Annotated in this window: 23 protein-coding genes; 9 read left to right on the forward strand and 14 right to left on the reverse strand. The window is 62.4% G+C overall.

Annotation, left to right across the window (positions count from 1 at the left end):
- Positions 1 to 1365 (reverse strand): KamA family radical SAM protein, encoded by a 1365-nt coding sequence (locus tag AC54AG_RS04405; RefSeq protein WP_319990628.1) that lies wholly within the window; start codon positions 1363 to 1365, stop codon positions 1 to 3.
- A 282-nt stretch (positions 1366 to 1647) separates the two neighbouring features.
- On the opposite strand from AC54AG_RS04405, the gene AC54AG_RS04410 reads away from it, so the two are divergent.
- Together AC54AG_RS04410 and AC54AG_RS04415 are read left to right on the forward strand one after the other, a co-directional pair.
- Entirely contained in the window at positions 1648 to 2106 is a 459-nt protein-coding gene (locus tag AC54AG_RS04410; protein ID WP_070301115.1) for a cache domain-containing protein, read from the forward strand.
- 68 nt (positions 2107 to 2174) lie between these two features.
- Complete coding sequence (locus tag AC54AG_RS04415) at positions 2175 to 3869, forward strand: methyl-accepting chemotaxis protein (RefSeq protein ID WP_496629581.1); 1695 nt, start codon at positions 2175 to 2177, stop codon at positions 3867 to 3869.
- On the opposite strand, the gene AC54AG_RS04420 is transcribed toward AC54AG_RS04415, so the two are convergent.
- Positions 3866 to 4444: a DNA-3-methyladenine glycosylase gene (locus tag AC54AG_RS04420; protein ID WP_496629582.1), complete on the reverse strand. Its 579-nt coding sequence runs from the start codon at positions 4442 to 4444 to the stop codon at positions 3866 to 3868. The two genes, AC54AG_RS04415 and AC54AG_RS04420, sit on opposite strands and share 4 nt — an antisense overlap.
- Positions 4445 to 4745: 301 nt before the next feature.
- Here AC54AG_RS04420 and AC54AG_RS04425 point away from each other — a divergent pair, with 301 nt between their 5' ends.
- Together AC54AG_RS04425 and AC54AG_RS04430 are read left to right on the forward strand one after the other, a co-directional pair.
- Positions 4746 to 5612, forward strand: a complete 867-nt coding sequence (locus AC54AG_RS04425) for an HDOD domain-containing protein (RefSeq protein ID WP_034746307.1) — start codon at positions 4746 to 4748, stop codon at positions 5610 to 5612.
- A 107-nt stretch (positions 5613 to 5719) separates the two neighbouring features.
- Positions 5720 to 6934 (forward strand): hypothetical protein, encoded by a 1215-nt coding sequence (locus AC54AG_RS04430; protein ID WP_496629583.1) that lies wholly within the window; start codon positions 5720 to 5722, stop codon positions 6932 to 6934.
- Positions 6935 to 7124: 190 nt separating this feature from the next.
- On the opposite strand, the gene AC54AG_RS04435 is transcribed toward AC54AG_RS04430, so the two are convergent.
- Together AC54AG_RS04435 and AC54AG_RS04440 are read right to left on the reverse strand one after the other, a co-directional pair.
- Complete coding sequence (locus AC54AG_RS04435; RefSeq protein ID WP_496629584.1) at positions 7125 to 7544, reverse strand: hypothetical protein; 420 nt, start codon at positions 7542 to 7544, stop codon at positions 7125 to 7127.
- Positions 7545 to 7666: 122 nt separating this feature from the next.
- Positions 7667 to 8167, reverse strand: a complete 501-nt coding sequence (locus tag AC54AG_RS04440; protein ID WP_331777344.1) for a DNA-deoxyinosine glycosylase — start codon at positions 8165 to 8167, stop codon at positions 7667 to 7669.
- Between the two features lie 475 nt (positions 8168 to 8642).
- Here AC54AG_RS04440 and AC54AG_RS04445 point away from each other — a divergent pair, with 475 nt between their 5' ends.
- From AC54AG_RS04445 to AC54AG_RS04460, 4 genes are all read left to right on the forward strand, one after another.
- A complete protein-coding gene (locus AC54AG_RS04445) occupies positions 8643 to 9071 on the forward strand; it encodes an Mpo1 family 2-hydroxy fatty acid dioxygenase (protein ID WP_331777173.1) in 429 nt (142 codons plus the stop codon).
- A gap of 137 nt (positions 9072 to 9208) precedes the next feature.
- On the forward strand, positions 9209 to 9658 hold the full coding sequence (locus tag AC54AG_RS04450) for an outer membrane lipoprotein (RefSeq protein ID WP_034746298.1): 450 nt from the start codon (positions 9209 to 9211) through the stop codon (positions 9656 to 9658).
- A gap of 318 nt (positions 9659 to 9976) precedes the next feature.
- On the forward strand, positions 9977 to 10921 hold the full coding sequence (locus AC54AG_RS04455) for a DMT family transporter (protein ID WP_331777174.1): 945 nt from the start codon (positions 9977 to 9979) through the stop codon (positions 10919 to 10921).
- Complete coding sequence (locus AC54AG_RS04460) at positions 10918 to 11424, forward strand: GNAT family N-acetyltransferase (RefSeq protein ID WP_331777175.1); 507 nt, start codon at positions 10918 to 10920, stop codon at positions 11422 to 11424. The genes AC54AG_RS04455 and AC54AG_RS04460 overlap by 4 nt, the downstream gene beginning before the upstream one ends.
- A 222-nt stretch (positions 11425 to 11646) precedes the next feature.
- Here AC54AG_RS04460 and AC54AG_RS04465 read toward each other — a convergent pair whose 3' ends face one another.
- Positions 11647 to 11784: a hypothetical protein gene (locus AC54AG_RS04465; protein ID WP_161781466.1), complete on the reverse strand. Its 138-nt coding sequence runs from the start codon at positions 11782 to 11784 to the stop codon at positions 11647 to 11649.
- A gap of 221 nt (positions 11785 to 12005) precedes the next feature.
- On the opposite strand from AC54AG_RS04465, the gene AC54AG_RS04470 reads away from it, so the two are divergent.
- Complete coding sequence (locus AC54AG_RS04470; RefSeq protein WP_034746290.1) at positions 12006 to 12185, forward strand: hypothetical protein; 180 nt, start codon at positions 12006 to 12008, stop codon at positions 12183 to 12185.
- Between the two features lie 11 nt (positions 12186 to 12196).
- Here AC54AG_RS04470 and AC54AG_RS04475 read toward each other — a convergent pair whose 3' ends face one another.
- From AC54AG_RS04475 to AC54AG_RS04515, 9 genes are all read right to left on the reverse strand, one after another.
- Positions 12197 to 13696, reverse strand: coding sequence for a glycine betaine ABC transporter substrate-binding protein (locus tag AC54AG_RS04475; protein ID WP_496629585.1), 1500 nt, complete (start codon positions 13694 to 13696; stop codon positions 12197 to 12199).
- A gap of 21 nt (positions 13697 to 13717) precedes the next feature.
- Positions 13718 to 14944: an imidazolonepropionase gene (gene hutI / locus AC54AG_RS04480; RefSeq protein WP_496629586.1), complete on the reverse strand. Its 1227-nt coding sequence runs from the start codon at positions 14942 to 14944 to the stop codon at positions 13718 to 13720.
- A gap of 13 nt (positions 14945 to 14957) precedes the next feature.
- Complete coding sequence (locus AC54AG_RS04485) at positions 14958 to 15533, reverse strand: HutD/Ves family protein (protein ID WP_496629587.1); 576 nt, start codon at positions 15531 to 15533, stop codon at positions 14958 to 14960.
- Positions 15533 to 16909, reverse strand: a complete 1377-nt coding sequence (locus tag AC54AG_RS04490; RefSeq protein WP_496629588.1) for a formimidoylglutamate deiminase — start codon at positions 16907 to 16909, stop codon at positions 15533 to 15535. Before AC54AG_RS04490 ends, AC54AG_RS04485 begins: the two co-directional genes overlap by 1 nt.
- Positions 16894 to 17682: an N-formylglutamate deformylase gene (gene hutG, locus AC54AG_RS04495; protein ID WP_496629589.1), complete on the reverse strand. Its 789-nt coding sequence runs from the start codon at positions 17680 to 17682 to the stop codon at positions 16894 to 16896. Before hutG ends, AC54AG_RS04490 begins: the two co-directional genes overlap by 16 nt.
- A 20-nt stretch (positions 17683 to 17702) precedes the next feature.
- A complete protein-coding gene (hutH, locus tag AC54AG_RS04500; protein ID WP_034746274.1) occupies positions 17703 to 19262 on the reverse strand; it encodes a histidine ammonia-lyase in 1560 nt (519 codons plus the stop codon).
- Between the two features lie 8 nt (positions 19263 to 19270).
- On the reverse strand, positions 19271 to 20980 hold the full coding sequence (gene hutU / locus AC54AG_RS04505; protein WP_128141824.1) for a urocanate hydratase: 1710 nt from the start codon (positions 20978 to 20980) through the stop codon (positions 19271 to 19273).
- 126 nt (positions 20981 to 21106) lie between these two features.
- A complete protein-coding gene (locus AC54AG_RS04510; RefSeq protein WP_496629590.1) occupies positions 21107 to 22786 on the reverse strand; it encodes an amidohydrolase in 1680 nt (559 codons plus the stop codon).
- Between the two features lie 52 nt (positions 22787 to 22838).
- Positions 22839 to 23465, reverse strand: coding sequence for a GNAT family N-acetyltransferase (locus tag AC54AG_RS04515; protein WP_496629591.1), 627 nt, complete (start codon positions 23463 to 23465; stop codon positions 22839 to 22841).
- Between the last annotated feature and the right edge of the window lie 107 nt (positions 23466 to 23572).

A 23572-nucleotide genomic window follows, 5' to 3' on the forward strand; every position in this document is an offset into this window, starting at 1 on the left:
TCAGGCGGCCTGTGCCAGGCGGATGATTTTATGCGGCAGCTGCGGCACGGGCTCATCCATTTCAAAGAAAAACTTGTCGTGGCCAAATGCGGGTTTCAAATGGTCCAGCCACGTCGCTTCCGCGTCGAACTTGGCATAAAACGGCCGGCGCACCCAGTCCGGGTTACGTGCCTGCAAAAATTGCAGGGCAAACAGTTTTTCGCCATTGATGGTGACGATGCCGTCGATGACGACCTTGCCGGGGAAGGCGCTCATGGACGGTCCGCGCACCGTGCGCGACAGGCCCGACACCATCTGGTAGGCGGCCTGGAAAATCTCGTGCGCCTTTGCCAAAGGCAACTCGAAATAGCCGCGCGGACCCGTGTCCCGTTCGACAAACATGTAATAGGGAATCGCCCCCAGGCGCGTGCCCGTCTGCCACAGCTCGGCCCAGCTTGCCGGGTCTTCATTGATGTGACGGATCAGCGGCCCCTGCATGCGCAAGGTGGCGCCCGTGGAGACGATGCGTTTTACGGCTTGCTGGGCAATGTTCTGGCGCAACTCGACGGCATGACTGTAATGGCCCATCACGGCCAGGTTCTTGCCCGCCTTGACGATGCGCTCGAACAGGCGCATCAGGTCATCCGCATCGCGGTCGGAGACGAAGCGCTGCGGCCAATACGCCACCGCCTTGGTGCCGATGCGAATGTTCTGGATGTGTTCCAGGCCCGGCGCCAGCAGCGGCTCCAGGTAGGCGGCCAGTTGCCGCGTGTTCATGATCATCGGGTCGCCGCCCGTGATCAGCACGTCCGTCACTTCAGGATGCAGTTTCAGGTAGGCAACCAGCTCATGCGACTCGCGCGCATCGAACTTCATGTCGTCCATGCCGACGAACTGGGGCCAGCGGAAGCAGAAAGTGCAATACGCGTGGCAGGTCTGGCCCGCGCTGGGGAAGAACAGCACCGTTTGTGCATATTTATGTTGCAGGCCGCGCACGGGCGCGTCGTTGACCCGGGGCACGTTATGCGTCATCTGCCCGGCAGGATGAGGATTCATGCCCAGGCGCAAGCCATGCACATAGGCATCGATGGCCGCCTTGTCGCGCCGCACCAGCACCAGGTCGCGCAGGTGCGCGTACTGCTCGGGTGGCAGCATGTCGCGGTGGGGAAAGACGAGACGGTAGATGGGGTCGTCAGGGATGTTGTTCCAGTCGATCAGTTGATCAAGCACATATTCATTGGTGCGAAACGGCAAGACGTGCGACACCACTTGCACGGCTACACGCTGCTCTTCCGGCAGCCATTCCCACTGCCGCGCCTGCTGAATGGTTTGCCGCGTATACGGCTTGAACTTGGGTGAAAACGGCTCGGTAATGAGTGCGGACACGATCGGCTCCTTGCCTGTAAATAGCGATAACTTTTATGAAATTGACCGTATATCGGCCAATCCCAGCCTTTTTCTCCCGCATGCCAGATCACCCAGGCATGCTGCAAAAGTCATCATAATTCTTGCCATTCGGAACCAAATTGCTACATATCAACAAGCCGTCGATACGTTGCATGCTGCCTACAAGCAACACCTTAGTTTGTTCCAACGCAAGCTGAGACGAACTTCGGCGACGTAAATTACGTCTTGGCAACACTTCCCTCGATATCACAAGGAGCTTTCATGAAACGCTTATTCACGGGCAGCCTGCTGTGCCTGGCATTTGCCGGCGGCAGCGTCAGTGCCGCGGTCGAACCAACGGAAAAAGATGCGATCGCCATGGCCGAACGGGGCGCCGCCTTCATGAAGGCGCATGGCAAGGAAGAAATGATGAAGAAAATCACGGCGAAAGACCCGGACTTCGTGCAGGGCTCGCTATATGTGGACATGCGCGACATCAAGACGGGCATCGTGCTGGCCCACCCCATCAATCCTTCCATCGTGGGCAAGGATTTGACGGATGTGCCCGATGCGAACGGCAAGAAATATCGCCGTGAAATCATTGAACTGGCACAAAAGCAGGGCAAGGGCTGGGTCGATTACCAGTACAAGAATCCCGTCAGCGGCAAGATCGAGCCGAAGACCACCTACATTCTGCGCGTCAACGATGTGGTGCTGGAAGCGGGCATCTACAAAAAATAAGGCAGGGGCGGCGCGCACGCACGCCGTGCGCCGCCTGCGGTTGGAACAGCCATCGCCAGGAGTCAAGCATGCTCAATCAATTACGCATCGGACCAAAATTATTGCTGGCGCCCACCCTGGTCTTGCTGCTGCTGATACTCAGCTCGAGCGGCGCCTGGTATGGCATGGTGCGGCAAAATGCCTCGCTGGAAAACATGGTGCGGGTGCGCATCACGCATTTGAAGGCGGCCGCCGACGTACTAGGAGAGGCCAGGCAAGTACACGGCAATATGTACCAGTTGCTGTCGTGGACGAATGGCAGCTTCGCCAAGGCCCGCCTCGATACGCTGGAGCAACAGATCAAGGCGCGCCATGCAGCCATCGGCGCCCAGCTGACCACGCTGCGCACCACAGCCACGGGCGCCGAGCACACCTTGGTCGATGCGGCCATCACGGCGCTGGCCGGCTATCGCAAGGCTGTGCTGGAAACCATGGAAATGGCGCAGATGGACCAGTCGATCGCCACCAATTCCATGCTCAAGGCGGAAACCCAATTCGTCCAGTTCAATACGCAGCTGGCGCAACTGTCGGCCCTGGAAACAAGCCTCAGCAGCGAGGCCCATGCGACGGCCAGCGCCGAGTTCCGCAGCCTCGGCTGGAGCTTGCTGCTGACGGTGCTGCTGTCGATCCTCGTTTCCATCGTCGTGACCATGCTGGTGCGGCGCGCCATGCTGCTGGAAATCCGCGGCATTGCCGACGCCGTGCAAGACCTGGCGGCGGGCAAGCTGATGGCGGGCGCGCCCAAGCAGGGCAATGACGAAATCGCTGCCACGTCGCGCGTGCTGGACCAGACCATCGCCCACCTGAACCAGACCTTGCGCACCATCATGAACGCCGTGCAATCGATCGACACAGCCTCGCGCGAAATTGCCACCGGCAATCTGGACTTATCGGCGCGCACGGAAATGCAGGCCAGTTCGCTGGAAGAAACGTCGAGCGCCATGGAAGCACTGACGCAAGCCGTCAATGACAATGCCGACAACGCCCAGCTGGCCTGCGAGCTGGCAGGGCAAGCATCGACCCTGGCCGTGCAAGGAGGCGCGTCGATGCAGAAAGCGGTGACGACGATGGCGACAATACGCGCCAATTCGCGCCAGATCGTGGATATTATCGGCGTGATCGACGGTATTTCCTTCCAGACCAATATCCTCGCGCTGAATGCGGCGGTGGAGGCAGCGCGCGCGGGCGAACAGGGCCGCGGCTTTGCCGTGGTCGCGTCCGAAGTGCGCACCCTGGCGCAGCGCTCAGCCCAGGCGGCCAGGGAAATCAAGACCCTGATCGCCACCTCGGTCACCACCATCGACGGCGGCAGCGTGGCCGTGCAGCAAGCGGGCGACAGCATGGGCGCCATCGTGGCCTCGGTGCAGCAAGTCAATGCAATCATCCAGCGCGTGAAAGAGGCCAGTGCGGAGCAGGCGTCGGGCATCACGGAAGTGAATCAGGCCGTCACGCAAATGGATGACGTCACCCAGCAAAATGCGGCCCTGGTGGAACAGGCGGCGGCAGCGGCGGCCAGTTTGCAGGACCAGGCCGTCAAATTGTCGGCGGCCGTGGCCGTGTTCACCCTCGACCCGCTGGCGCCCGCGCAGCTCGCCGCGCCGGACGAGGAAGCGTTCCGGCATCCGGCCAGTACGCGGAAGGAGCGGCGCGCACTGCATAGCCCGCTGCGCGGCATGCCCGGCTTGCACGGCGCAAACACTGCGCCACAGCATCGGCGCAGCTAGCTGACCGGCGCGCGCATCGGTTTGCTCAGGTGAGGCGAACCGGCAAGCACGAAGCGCCACGGCGTCTCCATCGCCTTGGAAATACCGATGCGCGGGCCAGCGTGTACCGTCACCTCTTCCTCGCGCGCCAGCAGCATGAATGGCGGCGCATCGAGCGCCAGCCGGTTGTGCATATGCGTGACACCGAGCGCCTGGCACACCTTGCCCGGCCCCGAACACAGCAGCCGCGCATCCTCGACGCCGCGCCGTTCGCGCATGGCATCGAGCCCCACGAGCGGTTCGATGGCCCGGATCAGCACGCCCGCCCCATGCCCCGCTTCGCGGCACACAAAGTTCAGGCACCAGTGGATGCCGTACGAGCGGTAGACATAGGCGTGCGCGGGCGGGCCGAACATGGCCGCATTGCGCGGCGTCATGCCGCCATACGTGTGCGAAGCTGGGTCCAGCCGGTCATACGCTTCCGTTTCCACGATGCGCCCGCCCACACCGTCGACCAGCACGGTCACGCCGATCAGCTGGCGTGCCACGCTGCTGGAATCATCCGCAAAATCGATACCTGCGAGGATTTTTTTCATCGGGCAATTGTACCGCCGCGCATCGCGCCACACGCCTCGCTTCGTCTTGAAAACAAATAAAACTTGACCTTTCCATCACAAATATCGCGATGGGCAGCGTCGTAAAATGACAAAAATCGCAGCTGGACCAGGCCCAAACGGGGATTTTTGCGACAAAATATTGCAGAGATGAACTATTGCCGTGCATAAACAGCGATAATCGTCGGGCACTGCGCCAGACGCTCATGCAGCGGGCAGCGGCAGCGGCAGCGGCAGCGCGCACAGAATAAGCACCGGGCACAAAAATGATGATGAAAGCGTGATGATGAGAGCGGCAGCGCAAAAGCAGGTAGTGCAGGAAGATCCGGTTGACGCCCTGATGCGTTCCATCCGTATCCCGCCGCGTCCCAGCCTGCTGGTCGACTTGCAGCGCGAACTGGCGGAACAGGATCCGTCGCCGCGCCGCATCGCGCGCATCATCGCCGACGACGTCGGCATGTCCGGCGCCCTGCTGAAATTGGCCAACTCGCCGTTCTATGGCGCCGCGCGCAAGGCCAAGTCCGTCGAGCAAGGCATCAATTTTCTTGGCATTAACCAGTGTAGCGCCATGATGACGGGCTTGCTGGCACGCCAGGCGCTGGAAGCGGAAGGCGTGGAACTGACCAACTTCTGGGATGTGTCGGCCAAGCGCGCGCGCGCCCTGGTATTTACTTCGCGCAAGCTGCGCATCGCCCCGCCCGACATCGCCCACACCTTCGGCCTGTTCTGCGATATCGGCGTGCCCCTGCTGATGAACCGCTTCCCCGACTACGTCAACACGTACGCGGCGGCGGCCAACGATGCGCACAATTGCTTTACGGCACTGGAAGATGCGCGCCACCAGACCAACCACGCGGCCATCGGCTGCCTGCTGGCGCGCAACTGGGGCCTGTCCTCCGATGTCTCCTGGGCGATTTTGCACCACCACGACTACACGGTGCTGGCCGACCCGTCCACGGACGACGCCATCCGCTCGCTCGTCGCCCTGTCGCTGCTGGCCGAAAAGGGCATTCAGCGCTACCATGGCAACAGTACCTCGCTCGAGTGGGACAAGGGCGGCGAACTTGCCTGCCAGCATCTCGGCCTGTCGCAGGAAGAAGCCGCCGACCTGCTCGACGAATTGCACGAGATGTTCGATACCGACCATTGAGGTATCAGGCGGCCGCGTCCGCCTGTATGATCTGTCCCGGCGCCTGGCCTGAGCCATGGCGCCCGTTTCCGTTTGCCTGACCCGTATTTCTTAACCTGTTGATCGCCATGCCCAAAAATAAGCGCCCTGTCCCCCGTAAATCCGCCAACACGCCTGAAGACAAGGACGAGTCCGTCACGCGCATGCTGTGCACGATGGCCCTGAACCTGGCGGAGCAGGAAGACAGCGAATCGCAGGGCACGGTGCTGGCCGAGCAAGCCGTCGAGTTCGGCCGCCTGATCCGCAAGGCCCTGAATCAAAAGAAGGATGAAATCCTGTACGACGCCATCGAGCGTTCGAAATACGAAGACGTGGGCGCCTACCAGTACTTGCGCAGCCACATCGAGGAAGCGGCATCCATTTCCGTGATCCGCCGCGACAACGCGCCAGCCATGGAAATCAACGCCTTCGTCGTGCCCCTGCTGGTGCAAAGCACGGGCGGCCTGAAGGAAGCGGACAGCTTCCAGGACCAGGACGCGTTCGAAGCGCTGGTGAAAAGTTTCCAACAGGCAGAACTGGAAAGCGCCAAGGCCAAGGTGGTCCTGATGAGCCATGCCTACGACCTCGATGAAATCGACCGCATCACCTACAGCCATTTGCACGAGATGGTGCGCGATGCGTATAGCTCGATGACGGACAAGAAAATCGTCGCCACGCCGGGCCTGGAAAGCAGCATCGTCGGCTGGAGCGAAACGGCCTTCGGCCCGCAGGACACGGCCGTCGAACTGCGCTTCCTGCTGGGCTTTGCCTTGAAACGCGTGGACGATCCGTTCTATGCGGAACCAAAGGACGAAGCGGCGCTCGACGCCTGGTTCGATGCGCGCATGGCCCGCTACCAGCAGTGGACGACGGAAGTGGGCGAACTCGTCAAGCGTTGCCTGGCGCCGGCCGGCAGCGTCCTGGAAGTGAGCTTCCTCTACCAGGATCTGTTCCACGGCGGCAAGGAACAAGGCATGAGCGAGTACGCGATGCTGCAGATGATGTCCGGCATCAACCATGCACTGGCGGAAAACAAGGTAGACGCCGGCGACGTCTCGGTGGTCGTCGGCCCGGCCGATGAACATGGCGAAATGCTGTTGCGCGTCAACGTCAGCACGGCGGCTGGCGAACTGCTGCACAGCGCCGACAAGCCGCTGGACCTGGCCGCCGACTTGCAGGACGAAGTCGACGACATCTGCGACGCGCTGACCACCATCGGCGTGACGCAACTGTCCGTGGCGCTGAAATTCGATGCCAAGGGACATCCGCTGGAAGCGCAGCCGTACGCGTCTAAATTGGGTTAATCCCTGTTGTTTTTAAAAACTACGCTTGCAGATCAACAACCATTCATTGGCTGCAGGCGCATTTTTCAGCATCCAACCCTTATTAAAATAATACCGAATTTCAATTAAAAGAAGCTACGCCAACTAAAATATACCTCACAAAAAATTTCCGGAAAACCCATACATCCAGGCAGAAATTAAACATTGGAAATTAAGTACTCATTTTGTTAGCAGTTGCTATTGCCGAAACAAAAACCCCTGCCAAAGTGCACTCAATAGTGAGCATAACAAACATTCCCTCAAGAAAAACCAAACCATTCTTTCGGAAATAAATTAAATTTATATTTAGTTTATTAACACCACTTCTGGCACCAATCAGCCTCACTCCTCGATTAAATCTTTTAATTGGATAAAATTTTTCCATATACAGACTTATATTTACGTAAGCAGCAAGGCCAAACAATAACAAAAAGAAAAAGAATGCAAGGGTTGACGTTAAATTATTAAAGTCAAATTTTGTAAAGTCCAACTTTCCTCCCAAAAGAAAAGCCAATGATAGCAAAAGTATTTGTGGCGTCAGATTTCGGAGAAATTCAAGAAAAAAAGCACGCCCATCCTTTAAAATAAACAAATCAAGACCTCTCTGAAAATTAATTATATTGATTCAAAAAGACAATATGGGTTTAATACACCCATCAAAAAAACACCAATCACATATAAAAATTTTTTTATATTAAAGTATTTCCAATAAAATTAATTAGTCGCAACAATTAACTGATGCCAAGCATGTAATTTCTCTACATATGCCAGCGTGTAAGCCGGGCTGCTCGACGGCAAGCTGACGATGCGGTAGCGCTGCGCGTGTTCGCCCAGCACCTTGATACCCAGCTTTGCCGCCGTGCCGCCGTTGAAGGCGATCGTGTGCAACTTCGGCAGGCTGGCGGCCAGGGCCACGAGGTCGTTATCGTCGCGCGCACGGATATTGCTGTCCAGGCTGCCCGCACGCTGCGCCTGCGCCACCACGTCCCACAAGCCCACGCCGTGCGCCAGCAAGGTCGCCAGACGTTCCTCATAGGGCTGGCTCTTCAAATCCACGCCCAGCACCTCGCCCAGCAGCATCCAAAACTTGTTTTGCGGATGCGCATAGTACTGGCTGTGCGCCAGCGATTTTTCGCCGGGCAGGCTGCCCAGTATCAGCAAGCGCGTGTTGGCGTCGACGACGGGATCGAAGCAGCGCTTGCGGATGTCCGGCATGGACAGTTCAACAGACGATATGCGGGTCAAAAGCGGCATCCTGTGGGAGTGGTGGCAGCGCTTATTTTACTGTGGCCATTGCACGGGCACGGATATGATGCTCTTGCCATCCCATACCACCACCTGTGCCGTATGAAACCTGCCTTGCGGTGTGACGGCATTGCCGACGCCGTTGACATGGAATTGGTAGCCGGGTCCATAGCGCTGCGCCACTATCGTGCGCGCTTGCCGAGCCGTCTCGCCACGCAAAGCCGCCACCCGGACAAGGCTTGCTGCAGGGATATCATGGAATAGCGCTGGTAATCAGGGTGGCTGGCTGGCGATGTCACGGATGCCTTTGAAATGAACGGAAATATTTCCAATGGGAAATAATAACGCGAAATTACTAATTAGACAATTACGCCGCAGAATGGTGCGTTCGGCGGCTTGCGTTCCGGTGTAGAATTTCCAGCAAGAACACCACAAGAGACCGCCCATGCGCACCATCGACACCCTGCTGGCCCAGTATGGCGAAAGCCACCGCAACCACGTCAATGAGTGGGTACACATCGTGTGCGTGCCGCTAATCGTTTTCAGCTTGCTGGGGCTGCTGTGGAGCGTGCATCCCAGCGTGGCGCTGCTCGGCAGTATTCTCGCCTTATACTATTATTACAAGCTGTCGCGCCCGTTTGCGGTGGGCATGCTGGCGATGCTGGCCGCCATGCTGGGTCTGCTCTTGCTCATGCCGCCGCTGACCATCCTGCCCGTGTCGCTGGCGCTGTTTGTGCTGGCCTGGATAGGCCAGTTCATCGGCCACCAGATCGAAGGCAAGAAACCATCGTTCCTGGACGACTTGCGCTTTTTGCTGGTGGGACCGCTGTTCGTGCTGGGATTTTTGTACCGGCACCTGCGGCTGGCGTATTGAGCGGCAAGCGGTTATGCGAAAGCAGTAACAGATTTTTACTATTCGCAACTAGTTATCTGAGGCAAGTGTCCTTATGATAAGTCATCATCTGCCGGTCGACGCAATCGGCAACCAACTTTTGTCCAAGGGAGTCCCACATGAAAGCACCAATTATTGCAGTGGCATTGCTCGCCACCCTGGCCGGCTGCGCCGTACAACCGAATTCGGCAAATGTCTACAATGCCCGCCAGGCGCAGAACGAACAATCGGTTCGCATGGGCACGGTTGAATCCGTGCGCCAGGTAACCATCGACAAGGGCGAAACGGGCACAGGCGTGCTGGCTGGCGCGGCGCTGGGCGGCGTGGCCGGCTCGACAGTCGGTGGCGGCAAGGGCGCCATCGCGGCCAGCATCCTCGGTGCCGTCGCTGGCGGCATGGCCGGCAAGAGCATCGAAGCGAATGCCTCGAACAAGGCCGGTCTGGAAATCACCGTACGCCTGGACAATGGCGACATGCGCGCCATCGTGCAAGACGCCGACGAGCTGTTCCGCCCGGGCGAGCGTGTGCGCCTGCTGTCGGACGGCCGCAAGACCCGCGTCACGCACTGATCCGCTTGCTGGCGCACGCGCTCAGCCGAATGCGCCGGCAGCGAGCAAGACTGAAGGGTGCAGCCAGATGGCAATCACCGCCGTCACGACGACATACACAAGCACGCTCCATACTTTGATCTGCAGTGAGGCTGGCATGGCGGTCCCCTTCAAAGATGCAATCGGGAAAATATTTACTTGATAATAAAGTAAATATTTTCATAAATTCAACATTTTCCAGAAGCACTGCGCTGGCTCAATCCTGGCTGTCTCCTGACGGCACATTGAGCAAACTCGACCGCACTCGCCATCCCCGCGCGATGCCCGTATACTTGCGCGATGTCATCTCCTCTCCTGTTCATCATTGCCTGCCTGATCTGGGGCTCCACTTTCTGGGCCATCACCTTGCAGCTGGGCGATGTCGCCCCCGCCGTTTCCGTGGTCTACCGCTTCGGCCTCGCGTCCGCCACCCTGTTTGCCTGGTGCGCCGTGCGCGGCGACCGCTTGCGCCTGCCCTGGCGCGCGCAAAAATGGATGTTGCTGCAGGGACTGGCCTCGTTTGCCCTCAGCTATGTGTGCACGTATAGTTCCGAACAGTATCTGGTGTCGGCCCTCGTCAGCGTGCTGTTTGCGCTGATGGTCTTCTGGACGCCGTTGCTCAACCGCATCGCCTTCGGCACACCGATCACCTTGAGCACCTGCTGCGCGGCATTCGTCGCTATCTGCGGCATCGTGCTGCTGTTTTACCAGTCCATCGGTGCGGCGCTGCAAGATATTCTGGGCGGCGGCAATGGCCATTTTCTGCTCGGTTTTATCCTGGCGCTGGTGGCTACCGTGTCGAGCACGGCAGGCAACGCCCTCGTCATGAAAGTGCGCGAACATTCGGGCAACGTGATGCTGACCATGGCCTGGACCATGCTGTGGGGCACCTTGATGGTGGCCGCCTGGGCCATCGCCACGGGCCAGTCCTGGCAATTGCCGACGCGCCCCAGTTACTGGATGGGATTGGTGTACCTGGCCATCTTCGGTTCGGTGATCGCATTCAGCGCGTATTTCACGTTAATCGCCCGCATCGGCACGCAAAAGACCGTGTATATCGGCGTCGTCACGCCCGTCATTTCCGTGCTGCTGTCGGTGCAGTTCGAACACTACCGGCCTGCCGCCATCGAATGGGTGGGCATGGTGCTGTGCCTGTCCAGCGTGGCCTGGGCCCTGACGTCGGGCGCGCGCAAGACGAGTACCATCGCTTCCCTTTCCACCACTCCATCAGCAAAGGCAACATGAGCACCTTTTCCTCCCTCGCCATCCGTCCCGCGGCCGCATCCGACGTGGCCGCCATCTTCGGCATGATCCATGAATTGGCCGTGTTTGAAAAACTCGAACACATGATGATCGCCAAGGAATCCATGCTGCACGACAGCCTGTTCGGCGCCCATCCCGCGTGCGAAGCGCTGGTCGGCGAGGAAAATGGTGAAGTCGTGACCTTCGCCCTGTTCTTCCATAATTTTTCCACCTTCCTGTGCCGCAAGGGCCTGTACCTGGAAGACCTGTACGTGAAGCAATCGGTGCGCGGCAAGGGTTATGGCAAGCAGATGCTGGTGGCGCTGGCGCAACTGGCCGTCGAACGCGATTGCGGCCGCTTCGAATGGTCGGTGCTGGACTGGAATGAAAACGCGATCAACTTCTACAAGGGCATGGGCGCGGACGTGATGCCGGACTGGCGCATCTGCCGGGTCGCTGGCGATGCCTTGACGCAATTGTCGGCGGGCACGCCAACATCGGCCTGATGGGGTAACTGTAAGAGTAAGTTCCAAAAAAAATCCCCGCGGGCTAGCGGCACCGCGGGGCAGAACCCATTGTCAAGTGGGAGGGGGAGAATGCAATCAACGGTTATCAATATAAACGCTGCCGCTTGCGATGGCGCAGACCTTTACATTTGCTTACCGGGCCTTACATTTGACTTAAATCCGCTAACCAAGTGTCACCCAGTGTCGCTCGGATGCCACTGATTATTTCCGTGGCTCAATCAATGTGCCGTGCAAGCCGATATGTTGTTGCGCAACCCCACTGCCACCCTGCGATTTTTTATAGATTTGGTACACTGTCAGGCAGGCGATGCAGCCAGCAACCACGGCAAAAATGACCATGCGACGCTCCTTGAGTATGCTTGAAGGAATCAGGCCTGCGGCTGATGATGACCAGGCGAGCAGGGAAAATTCAGTGTGGCATCTTCGGCCTGGGAGACATTGCGGAAGATCAAACGCGCCAAAGTGACGGCACGCTGGGGTTTGATGCGACGCAAAATGGCGGCAATGCGCTCACACACAATGAACGAATCAATGAACGAATCGCATACGGGAGCCACATCATGAATGTTTCTGCCAAACCGCTCGTCATGAAAATCTACCGCGCCTACCTGCGCTCCCGCCTGGAGCGCTACACGCGCGACTTGCAAGCCATCGCCGAACAGCGCGAGAACGACTTCCAGGCCGAACGCATCCTGCACCAGGCCGTCGTCTCGGTGCGCTCGAAACTGCACTCGCTGTAACCGTGATGCCGTCAGCGCTGCCGGCCGGCAACGGCCCAGCGCTCCACCAGCTCGACCAAGCCCTGCGTCAGCAAGGCCAGCACGGCTGCGGGGATCGCGCCGGCCAGCAGCATGTCGTTGTCATTGAGCGCCAGGCCGATGGTGATGCGTTCGCCGTAGCCGCCCGCACCGATGAAGGCGGCGATGGTGGCCGTGCCCACGCTCATCACGGCCGCCGTTTTCACGCCCGCCAGCATCACGGGCAAGGCCAGCGGCAAGTCCACGTGCAGCAGGCGGTCGCGCCGGCTCAAGCCCAGCGCCAGCGCCGCCATGCGCAAGCCTTGCGGCACCTGCAAGATGCCCGTGCACGTGTTGCGCACGATGGGCAGCAGCGCGTACACGAATAGCGCCACCAGCGCCGGCACGGTGCCGATCATGCCCAGCACGGGGATCAATATCGCCAGCAGGGCCAGCGAGGGCACCGTCTGCAGCACGCCGACGAAGGCCAGCACCGTCTGGCGCAGCGGCGCCGAAAACGCCGCCAGCACGCCCAGCGGAATGCCGATCAGACATGCCAAAGCCACCGACAACAATACCAGGGTCACATGCTGGCGCGTCAGGGTCCACAGGTCGTCGCCGATAATTTTATCGAGCAGCTTGCCGCGCGCGGCGGCCGGTTGATTCGCCTGCGTGCCTGAAGCCAGCCACTGCCGCGCCACGTCGGAAAAACGCTTGCCATCGATTTCCACGGCCGCATTCATGGCGATCATGTCGCTCTCGCTGATGCGTCCCTGCAACCCTTGCAACGCCAGCCAGGCGGCGGGAAAACGCTGCGGCACGTCGAGCCGGTACAACAGCATGGCGTCATAGCGGGGAAAGTACTGCTGCGTGTCGGCCAGCACACGCAAGCCGTACTGGCGGATCTTCGCGTCCGTCGAATAAATGTCGATCACATCCACCTGGCGCTGCGCCAGCGCTTCATAGGCGATGCCGTGATCGAGGCCGCGCGGGCGCTGCGGCAAGCCATAACGCGTGGCCAGGCCTGGCCAGCCGTCGACCCGGCCGATGAATTCATGCGACAGGCCGAATTTCAGGGCCGGGTGCTGGGCCAGCTGCGCCAGGCTGGCGATGGATTTTTCATCGTTGCGCACTGCCAGCGCATACGTATTGTTAAAGCCCAGCGGCACGGCCACGCCCAGTCCCAGCGCCGCCAGCTCGCGCCGCATCTGCGCCAGATCGATGGCTTTGTCGTGCTTGAGGATTTCGCTGCCGATGGTGCCCATGTATTCGGCATACACGTCGATGCTGCCCGCCTGCAGCGCGGCGAGCACGATGGCCGTGTTACCCAGGCCCTGGCGGTGCTGCGCCTTGACGTGCGGCGCGGCGCTCTGCTGGAGGATTTCGCCGAGGATGTACGATTCCGTAAAGCGCTTCGAGCCCACCTTCAAGGTGCCGCCATCCTGTGCATGCGCGGGCGCGGCGGCGAAGAATAACAACAACAGCAGGTAAGACAAGGAATAAACAACACGCACGCGGCGCTCCAGGACGGATGATCAATCCGGCAAGCTTACCACCGGCGCGCGCCAGACACCGCCATGCACCACGCCCGCGCACGGGTTCAGGCCCAGCGCATACGCCAGGTCGGCCGGGCGCGCGATGCGCCACAGGGCGAAATCGGCGCGCTTGCCCACCACCAGGCTGCCCGTCCGATCCTGCAAACCCAGCGCGCGCGCCGCATGGATCGTGCAGCCGGCCAGCGCTTCCTGCGGCGTCAAGCGCCACAGGGTACACGCCATGTTCATCGCCAGCAGCAGGGACGTCATCGGCGACGTGCCCGGGTTGCAATCGGTGGACACGGCCATCGGCACGCCGGCCGCGCGCAATGCCGCGACAGGCGGCGGCTGCGTCTCACGCAAAAAGTAATACGCGCCCGGCAGCAGCACGGCCACCGTGCCATGCTGCGCCATGGCGACGACACCCTCTTCCGACAGGAATTCCAGGTGGTCGGCCGACAGGCCATCGTAGCGCGCCACCAGCGCCGCGCCGCCCAGGTCCGACAACTGCTCCGCATGCAATTTGACGGGTAGCCCCAGCGCCCGCGCCGCGTCAAACATGCGCTGCGTTTGCGCCGGCGTAAAGCCGATGCGCTCGCAAAACGCGTCGACGGCGTCGACCAGTCCATCGCCCGCCAGCTGGGGCAGCATCCGCGCGCACAGCAGCTCGATATAAGAGTCGGCGCGGCCCGCATATTCGGGCGGCAGCGCGTGCGCGCCGAGGAAGGTGGTGCGCACAGTGACCGGCAGCTGTTCCCCTATCCTGCGCGCGACACGCAGCATCTTCGCCTCGCTGGCCGCGTCAAGACCGTAGCCGGACTTGATCTCCAGGGTCGTCACGCCCTCGGCCAGCAGCGCCAGCACACGGGGCAGGCTTTGCCGCAGCAATTCGTCGTCGCTGGCCGCGCGCGTGGCGCGCACGGTGGACATGATGCCGCCGCCGGCGCGGCTGATGTCTTCATAGCTGGCGCCATTCAGGCGTGCCTCGAATTCGTCGCTGCGGTTGCCCGCGTGGACGATGTGCGTATGGCAGTCGATCAGGCCTGGCGTCAGCCAGCAGCCCTGGCCGTCGTGCAGCACCGCGCCGCTGGCCGGCAGCTCGTCGCCGGGGCCGAACCACGCGATGCGGCCATCCTTGACGGCGATGGCCGCGTCGAGCAGCTCGCCATAGCCATGCTCCATCGTGGCCAGGTGGACGTTGTGGATGACCATATCCCAGTCTTGCATGGCGGTTTCCTTCCTAGATGAACAGGTCGACGCGGAACACGGCCGTGCGCTGCAAGGCGTCGAGCCGCCAGTCCGGCGCATCGTCGGCGTCGAGCAGCAGCGCGTCATGGCGGGCCAGCGCGAACTGCTGCTCGCCACCGCGTGCCAGCACGTGGCCTTCGCCGGCGACGAACAGCAGGGTCGCCGCGCTGCGCCGCGCCAGCTTGCCCGGCGCCATGATTTTTTCCAGCTGGTGGCGGCAGCGGTCGCGCCGCGTCATCACATTGAAATCCGTCGTCGGCCCCTTGACCTGCGCAACCACGGCCGCTTCGCCGGGAAACCACAGCATCGGTTGCGCCGCGCTCAAGGTCACCTTGCGCGCGCCGTCCAGCGTCAGCTGCACGCTGTCGCCATCGACCAGCATCAGACTGCGGTCGATGCCGGGAAAGCTGGAAAATGGCCCGCTGGCCGTGATCGTCGCCAGGCTGATGCGCCAGTCGAAATCGTCGAAGCCGGCACCCGGGGGAGCAATCGCAATTTCCGTCGTGCTGCCGCCGCCGTTTTTCCACGGCGCGGCGCGCAGATATTCCTGCGGGATGAAGGTTGCCATCAGAGTGCCCTCAGTTGCGCCAGGGTGCGCTTGTAGGTGGTGGCGATGGCGTCCTGCGCCACATGGCGCCCATCGCGCACCTGCCACTGGCCGCCGCACAGCACGTCGCGTACCAGGTTGTCGTTGCCGCAGAAAAGTACGCTGCCCAGCACATCGGCGATGGCCACGCCGCACAGGTTCACATGCGCGTCGTCGAGCACCAGCAAGTCGGCACGGCAGCCCGGCGCCAGCGCACCGAGCTTGCGCCCGGATGCCTGCGCGCCGCCCTGCAAGGCCGTTTGCCACAGGTAGTCGGCCACATGGCGTTCTTCGGGCGTGGCGGCCACATTGCGCTGCTGGCGCTGCAAGCGCTGGCCATATTCGAGCCAGCGCAATTCCTCCACCGGCGACTGCGACACGTGGCTGTCGCTGCCGACGCCGAAACGCCCGCCGGCGGCGATGAATTCGGCCAGCGGGAACAGGCCGTCGCCCAAGTTCGCTTCCGTCGTCGGGCACAGGCCTGCCACGGCGCCGCTGGCCGCCATCAGCGCCACTTCATCGGGCTGCACATGCGTGGCATGCACGAGGCACCAGCGCGCATCGACGCCGACCTGGTCGTACAAATACTGCACCGGGCGCAGGCCGGTGACATCGAGACTCTGGCGCACTTCGCCCTGCTGCTCGGCGATGTGGATGTGGATGGGACGGTCCGCAGGCAGCGCTTGCGCCACTGCGCGGATCTGCGCCACGCCGGCCGCGCGCAGGGAATGGGGCGCAAAGCCCACTTCCACCTGCCCGCCGCGCTGCGGCGCCAGCGCTTCGACGATGCGCAGCACGTCATCCGCACCGGTGCGAAAGCGCGCCTGCTCGGGTTTGAGGGGCTGTGCGCCAAAACCCGCATGGCTGTACAGCACGGGCAGCATGGTCACGCCGATGCCGCTGAGGCGCGCCGCGGCCAGCACCCGTTCGGCCGTTTCGGCGGGACGCGCATACAGCGCGCCGGCCGCATCGCGCTGCAGGTAGTGAAATTCGCAGACAGCCGTGTAGCCATGGCGCAGGCATTCGGCAAACAGCTGCGCGGCGATGCTTTCCATCTGCTGCGGCGTGATGTGGTGCGCGAAACGATACATCAGCTCGCGCCAGGTCCAGAAGCTGTCAGGGCCATCACCTGCAATCTCCGTCATGCCGCCCAGCGCCCGCTGGAACGCATGCGAATGCAGGTTGACCATGCCGGGCAAGACATATTCGGCCACTTCCGCGCCGGGCGGCGGCGCGGCGTTGTCCGCCACCGCCGTCAGATCGCCGGCCGCGTCCCATTCCAGCAGCACGTCGCGGCGCCAGCCTTGCGGCAGCAGCGCGTGGCGGGCAAACAAGCAGCCGCTCAACGCGCCACCCATGCCACGGCCGCTTCCATCATCTGGCGCAGCAGCGGCTGCACCTGTGCCGCCAGGTCGGGCCGGTAGCCGAAAGGCGCCGTCTCGTCCATGTACAGGCACTGGCACATCTCCAGCTGGATCGCATGCACGCGGCTGTCCGGCTGGCCGTAATGGCGCGTGATGTGGCCGCCTTTGAAGCGGCCATTCAGCGCAACCGTAAATTGATCCTGTGCGCGCGCAATGTCCAACACGGCGGACGTCAGGCCGCCATCGCAGCTGGCGCCATCGGCCGTGCCGAAGTTCAGGTCCGGCAGCTTGCCGTCAAAGAAGCGCGGCACATGCGAGGCGATGGAATGGGCATCCCACAGCACCACGGCGCCATGCACGCGCAGCAGCCGGTCCAGTTCCGCACGCAACTGCGCGTGATACGGCGCCCAGTAGCGCTGCAGCCGGCGCTGCACATCGGCCGCATCGGGTTCCTTGCCGGCCAGGTACAGCGGCTCGCGGTGGAAGGTATCGTTGGGCAGCAAGCCCGTCGTATCCTGGCCCGGATACAGATTCGTGTCTTCCTGCGGGCGGTTCAAGTCGATGGTGTAGCGCGACCAGCGCGCCGACAGCACGGACGCATCCATCTCCTGCAAAAAGCCATACAGTTCGCGCAAATGCCAGTCCGTATCGGCCTTGACCAGGGCCTGGGGCGTCATGCGCGCGGCGATATCGTCCGGTATATCGGTGCCCACGTGGGGCATCGACACGAGCAGCGGGATGCTGCCTTCGTTGAAGCGGAAATCCATGCTTGTCTCCTTGCGCCCGCTCAGGCGTAAAGCGGGGCGAACAAATTCTTGCACTTGCTGCTCAACTCACCCTGCAGCACCATCTGCTTGGCCGCTTCGATATCGGGCGCGAAGAAACGGTCGGCGTCGAAGAACGGCACTTTCTGGCGCAGCTGTTGATGCACATGCTCGAGGTGCGGCGAGGTTTTCAGCGGACGGTGGAAATCGATGCCCTGGGCGGCGGCCAGCAGCTCGATGCCGACGATGACGGCCGTGTTGTGCGCCATGTCGTCCAGGCGGCGCCCGGCGAACGTGGCCATGCTCACATGGTCTTCCTGGTTGGCGGAAGTGGGCAGGCTGTCGACGCTGGCCGGATGGGCGAGCGACTTGTTTTCCGACGCCAGCGCGGCCGCCGTCACGTGGGCGATCATGAAGCCGGAATTGACGCCCGGGTCGCGCACGAGGAAGGGCGGCAGGCCGGAGAGCGTGGCGTCGATCAGCAGCGCGATGCGGCGCTCGGCCAGCGCGCCGATTTCAGCAATCGCCAGCGCCAGCGTGTCGGCCGCAAAAGCCACCGGCTCGGCGTGGAAATTACCGCCCGAGACGATCTCCGCCTGCCCGTTGGGACCATCCTGGAAGATCAGCGGATTGTCCGTGACGGCATTGGCTTCGATCAGCAGGGTGCGGCCGACGTTACCGATCAGATCCAGGCAGGCGCCCATGACTTGCGGCTGGCAGCGCAGGCTGTACGGGTCTTGCACGCGCTCGTCGCCTTCCAGGTGCGAGGCGCGAATCGCGCTGTGCGCCACCAGCTGGCGGTACATCTGCGCGGCCAGAATCTGCCCCGGCTGTCCGCGCACGGCGTGCACGCGCGCGTCGAACGGCGAGTCGCTGCCCTTGGCCGCGTCGAGCGACAGCGCGCCCGTGACCATGGCCGCTTCCAGCAGGCGTTCTGCCATGAACAAGCCATGCAGCGCCAGCGCGTTCGACACTTGCGTGCCGTTGATCAGCGCCAGGCCCTCTTTCGCCGCCAGCACCACGGGCGCGATGCCCGCCTGCGCCAGCGCTTCGGGCGCCGCCATCAATTCACCGTTGACGCGCACGTCGCCCACGCCCAGCATGGCCAGGGTCATGTGCGACAGCGGCGCCAGGTCGCCCGAGGCGCCGACGGAACCCTTGGCGGGAATGGCCGGCATGATGCCCGCGTTGTACAGGGCGATCAGGGTGTCGACAATCAGCGGGCGCACGCCGGAATAGCCGCGCGCCAGGCTGCCGATCTTCATCAGCATGATCAGGCGCACGACGGCGTCCGACAGCAATTCTCCCGTGCCGACGGAGTGCGACAGGATCAGGTTGCGCTGCAATTGCTCGAGTTTTTCATCGGGGATGCGCGTCTTGGCCAGCAGGCCGAAACCGGTGTTGATGCCGTAGGCCGCATCGCCCTTGGCGACGATGGCTTGCACGGCGGCGGCCGACGCTTCGATGACGGGATAGGCTTCGGCGGCGAGAATCAGTTTCGCGGGCGCGGCCCACACGGCGCGCAGGTCGCCCAGGGTCATCGCGCCAGGTTTCAGGGTCCAACTTTTGGAGTGCTGTGTCATGTTTGCTTTCACTTCGTATTAAGCATCGGCAGGTTCAGATTGTTGCGCTTGGCGCAGGCGGCCGCTGTTTCGTAGCCGGCATCGGCATGGCGCATCACGCCCGAACCGCTGTCGTTGACCAGCACCCTGGCCAGGCGTTTCGCCGCCGCTTCACTGCCGTCGGCCACGATGACCATGCCCGCATGCTGAGAATACCCCATTCCCACGCCGCCGCCATGGTGCAGCGAGACCCAGGTGGCGCCGCCGGCCGTGTTCAGCATGGCGTTCAGCAGCGGCCAGTCGGAAACGGCGTCGGTGCCATCCTTCATGCTTTCCGTCTCGCGGTTCGGGCTGGCGACGGAGCCCGTATCGAGGTGGTCGCGGCCGATGACGATGGGGGCCTTCAGTTCGCCCGTGCGCACCATCTCGTTGAAGGCCAGGCCGGCGATGTGGCGCTCGCCCAGTCCCAGCCAGCAGATGCGCGCTGGCAGGCCCTGGAAGGCGATGCGCTCGCGCGCCATGTCCAGCCAGTGGTGCACCTGCTTGTGGTGCGGGAACAGCTCCTTGATCTTCGCATCCGTTTTATAGATGTCTTCCGGGTCGCCCGACAGCGCCACCCAGCGGAACGGCCCGCGCCCTTCGCAAAATTGCGGGCGGATGTAGGCGGGCACGAAGCCGGGGAAATCGAAGGCGTTCTGCACACCCTGGTCGAACGCCACCTGGCGGATGTTGTTGCCATAGTCGACCGTGTGCACGCCCATGGCGTGGAAATCGAGCATGGCTTGCACGTGGGCGGCGCAGGAATCGGCGGCCGCCACCGTCAGGCGCGCATGGCGCTGCGGATCCTGCTGCGCCGCCTTCCAGTCCGACACGCTCCAGCCGCGCGGCAGATAGCCGTTGACCAGGTCATGCGCGGACGTCTGGTCCGTCACCAGGTCCGGTACCAGGCCGCCCGCTTTCGCGCGGCGCACCAGTTCCGGCAGCACTTCGGCCGCGTTACCCAAGAGGCCAATGGAGATCGCTTCCTTGCGTTCGGTGTGATATTTGACCAGTTCCAGGGCTTCATCCAGGCTGGCCGCCTGCTTGTCCAGGTAGCGCGTGCGCAGACGGAAGTCGATGCTGCTTTGCTGACATTCGATATTAAGCGAGACAGCGCCCGCCATCGTGGCGGCCAGCGGCTGCGCGCCGCCCATGCCGCCCAGGCCCGCCGTCAGAATCCAGCGCCCGCCCCAGTCGCCGCCGAAATGCTGGCGACCCGCTTCGGCAAAGGTTTCATACGTGCCTTGCACGATGCCTTGCGTGCCGATGTAGATCCAGCTGCCGGCCGTCATCTGGCCGTACATGAACAGGCCTTGCCGATCGAGTTCGTTGAAGTGTTCCCAGTTCGCCCATTTCGGCACCAAGTTGGAGTTCGCGATCAGCACGCGCGGCGCATCCGCGTGGGTCTGGAACACGCCCACCGGTTTGCCGGACTGGATCAGCAAGGTCTGGTCGTCTTCCAGTTCGCGCAGCGAGGCGAGGATCTGGTCGAAACAGGCCCAGTTGCGGGCGGCGCGGCCGATGCCGCCGTAGACGACCAGATGCTGCGGATTTTCCGCCACTTCCGGGTCCAGATTATTTTGCAACATGCGGTAGGCCGCCTCGGCCTGCCAACTCTTGCAAGCCATGACCGTGCCGCGCGGGGCGCGGATGGTACGGCTGGCATCAAAGCGTGGATCGGTGTCCATTGTGCTGTTCATGCTGTCTCCTCGTAGGGTGCGAGCGGACATGCGTGGTCCGCTCTGGTGCTCCCAGCATAGGTTGTCTATACAACCAAGTCAACAGGTTTTCTTTGGGGTCAGACCCGGCGGGTCTGACCCCAGCCTTTATTTTTTCTCGAACACGCGCTTGCCCGCCACCCACGTCTGCAGCACCTGCGTCTTGCCAATCGCCGCTGGAGCCACGGTGAACAGGTCCTGGTCGACGACGATAAAGTCCGCCCATTTTCCCGCTTCCAGCGTGCCGATGACCTTTTCCTGGTGCGCCGCCCACGCCGCGTCGAGGGTGAAACAGCGCAGCGCTTCCGTCACCGTCATCGCTTGCTGCGGGTACCAGCCGCCAGCTGGGAATTCTTCGCTGTTTTGCCGCGTGACGGCCGCGTGGATGCCCTCGAACGGGTTCGGCGACTCGATGGGGAAGTCCGATCCGCAGGCGATGCGCGAACCTTGCTTGAGGAAGGTACGCCATGCATACGCACCCTTGATGCGCTCGTGGCCCACGCGCTGCTCCGCCATGTTCTGGTCGGACGTGGCGTGCGTCGGCTGCATCGACGGCACGATGCCGAGCGCATTGAAACGGGGGATGTCGCTCAATTGCACCACCTGCGCGTGTTCCATGCGGTGGCGCAGGCCCACGCTGCGGTATTGCGCGGTCAAGGCTGCGTAGCCGTCGAGGATTTGATGGTTGCCCGCGTCGCCGATGGCATGCACATTGACCTGGTAACCGGCGCGCATGGCTTTTTCCATCTTCGCGCGCATGACATCGTCTTTATAAAACAGCAGGCCGCTGGTAGAGGGATCGTCGCTGTACGGCGCCAGCAAGGCAGCGCCGCGGCTGCCCAGGGCGCCGTCGGACAGCAGTTTCACGGCGCGCAAGGCGTACATATCGCGCGCATAGCTGGTCAAGGGACCATTTTTCGCCAGCGCGTCGAAGTCTTCCGTCGTATCGGCAATCATGCCGTACACGCGCACCGTCAGCTTGCCGTGGTCCGCATAGTCGCGGAACAGCCGGTCCTGCATCTGGCCGATGCCCGCATCGTGCACGCTGGTCAGGCCCACTTGCGACAGCTGCGCCAGTGCGCCATCGAGGGCGGCGCGGTTTTCCACGTCGCCCGGCTTGGGCAGCACGGCATCCATCAAGTCCATGGCACTGTCGACCAGAACGCCGGTGGCGTTGCCCTGTGCGTCGCGTTCGATCTTGCCGCCCGCCGGATCCGGCGTCTCGCGCGTGATGCCGGCCAGCGCCAGCGCGCGGCTGTTGGCCCAGCCCGCGTGGCCATCGACCCTGCGCAGCCACACGGGCCGCGCGCTTTCCGCCGCATCGAGTTCCGCCGCCGTGGGGAAGCGCCCCAGCTTCCAGATTTCCTGGTTCCAGCCATTGCCGACAACCCAGCTGCGTTCTGGATGCGCCTTGGCGAAGTCGCCCACCGCCTGCACGGCGGCCGGCAGCGAGGACGAACCGTACAGCATCACGCCGCTGGCAATCGTCCCCAGGCCGAACACGTGGCCATGCGCGTCGATCAGGCCAGGCAGCACGGTTTTTCCCTGCACGTCGACGTGGGTCGCGCCCTTGGCCGCCTTGCGTTTCACCTGCGCGGCACTGCCGACGGCAAGCAGTTTTCCAGCGTCGTCAAAGGCCAGCGCCGTGAAACGCACCACCTTGCCGTTTGCATCGAGCGTGTAGCCGTTGGCGTTGTCGATGACGGTATCGGCGTGGGCGTAAACGTGGGTCAGGGCGCCCAGGCAGGCGAGAACGAGCAAGTTACGGCGCGGGATCGGCATTTCCATCTCCAAGTCTTGAATGAAAAGACGAGTGTATAGAAATTGGCAAAATGGTCAATCAGGCAGCGTGAGGTTCCCGTACCATCAGCCAGTAATCGCAGCCCGTGACGGCTTCCCCATACCGCCCCGCCACCACGAAGCCCAGGCGGGCATAGAACGGCAGGCTGCGTTCGTTGTACGTCTCCAGGAAGCACGCGGCACCGGCCGCATCGACGGCCGCCAGGCCAGGCGCCAGCACGGATGCGCCCAGTCCCCGGCCCTGTGCGGCGGGATCGATGCCGGCGATCGACAGATACCACGCATCCTGCAGACCATGCGGCGCCAGCGCGTGTTCCATATTCTCGACGATGGCAGTGAAATGCGCGAAGCCGCACTCCCCCAGCAGCGCGCGCAACGCTGCTTCGCGCTGCGCATACGCGGCCTGGCGCAGGGCCGTAGGCGTGTCCGTCGTCCAGATCGCGGCGCCATTGCCGGCCTCATTGCACACCTCGTCAGCCAGATCGACGCGGCCCGCTTGCTCTCCCTCGGCCAGCGCCAGCGCGAAGTACGCTTCCAGCATCGCCAGCCGCGCCGCTTCGTCCTCGCCGCACGCCACCGTGACGGTGCGGTAGAAAGGGTCGCCGATCAGGGCGGCGGCCAGGCTGCGGGCGGTGCGGGAGGTTTCGGCGGGAAATGGGCTGGACATGGCTCTCTTTCTTTTTTTGGAAACGCCCGGCATCTTAGCGCAAGCGCGCAGGCCTTGCGCCTGGCCAATATCACCACAGGCCTGCACTGGTATTTCATGTGGAGCAC

The organism is Janthinobacterium sp. BCJ23, assembly GCF_059617945.1.

Excerpts from the sequence above, each read along its gene's own strand:
- AC54AG_RS04410 (WP_070301115.1), top strand. The coding sequence starts at position 1,648 with ATGAAACGCTTATTCACGGGCAGCCTGCTGTGCCTGGCATTTGCCGGC.
- AC54AG_RS04415 (WP_496629581.1), top strand. The coding sequence starts at position 2,175 with ATGCTCAATCAATTACGCATCGGACCAAAATTATTGCTGGCGCCCACC.
- AC54AG_RS04420 (WP_496629582.1), bottom strand. The coding sequence starts at position 4,444 with ATGAAAAAAATCCTCGCAGGTATCGATTTTGCGGATGATTCCAGCAGC.
- AC54AG_RS04425 (WP_034746307.1), top strand. The coding sequence starts at position 4,746 with ATGATGAGAGCGGCAGCGCAAAAGCAGGTAGTGCAGGAAGATCCGGTT.
- AC54AG_RS04430 (WP_496629583.1), top strand. The coding sequence starts at position 5,720 with ATGCCCAAAAATAAGCGCCCTGTCCCCCGTAAATCCGCCAACACGCCT.
- AC54AG_RS04440 (WP_331777344.1), bottom strand. The coding sequence starts at position 8,167 with ATGCCGGACATCCGCAAGCGCTGCTTCGATCCCGTCGTCGACGCCAAC.
- AC54AG_RS04445 (WP_331777173.1), top strand. The coding sequence starts at position 8,643 with ATGCGCACCATCGACACCCTGCTGGCCCAGTATGGCGAAAGCCACCGC.
- AC54AG_RS04450 (WP_034746298.1), top strand. The coding sequence starts at position 9,209 with ATGAAAGCACCAATTATTGCAGTGGCATTGCTCGCCACCCTGGCCGGC.
- AC54AG_RS04455 (WP_331777174.1), top strand. The coding sequence starts at position 9,977 with ATGTCATCTCCTCTCCTGTTCATCATTGCCTGCCTGATCTGGGGCTCC.
- AC54AG_RS04460 (WP_331777175.1), top strand. The coding sequence starts at position 10,918 with ATGAGCACCTTTTCCTCCCTCGCCATCCGTCCCGCGGCCGCATCCGAC.
- AC54AG_RS04465 (WP_161781466.1), bottom strand. The coding sequence starts at position 11,784 with ATGGTCATTTTTGCCGTGGTTGCTGGCTGCATCGCCTGCCTGACAGTG.
- AC54AG_RS04470 (WP_034746290.1), top strand. The coding sequence starts at position 12,006 with ATGAATGTTTCTGCCAAACCGCTCGTCATGAAAATCTACCGCGCCTAC.
- hutI (WP_496629586.1), bottom strand. The coding sequence starts at position 14,944 with ATGCAAGACTGGGATATGGTCATCCACAACGTCCACCTGGCCACGATG.
- AC54AG_RS04485 (WP_496629587.1), bottom strand. The coding sequence starts at position 15,533 with ATGGCAACCTTCATCCCGCAGGAATATCTGCGCGCCGCGCCGTGGAAA.
- AC54AG_RS04490 (WP_496629588.1), bottom strand. The coding sequence starts at position 16,909 with ATGGGTGGCGCGTTGAGCGGCTGCTTGTTTGCCCGCCACGCGCTGCTG.
- hutG (WP_496629589.1), bottom strand. The coding sequence starts at position 17,682 with ATGGATTTCCGCTTCAACGAAGGCAGCATCCCGCTGCTCGTGTCGATG.
- hutH (WP_034746274.1), bottom strand. The coding sequence starts at position 19,262 with ATGACACAGCACTCCAAAAGTTGGACCCTGAAACCTGGCGCGATGACC.
- hutU (WP_128141824.1), bottom strand. The coding sequence starts at position 20,980 with ATGAACAGCACAATGGACACCGATCCACGCTTTGATGCCAGCCGTACC.
- AC54AG_RS04510 (WP_496629590.1), bottom strand. The coding sequence starts at position 22,786 with ATGGAAATGCCGATCCCGCGCCGTAACTTGCTCGTTCTCGCCTGCCTG.
- AC54AG_RS04515 (WP_496629591.1), bottom strand. The coding sequence starts at position 23,465 with ATGTCCAGCCCATTTCCCGCCGAAACCTCCCGCACCGCCCGCAGCCTG.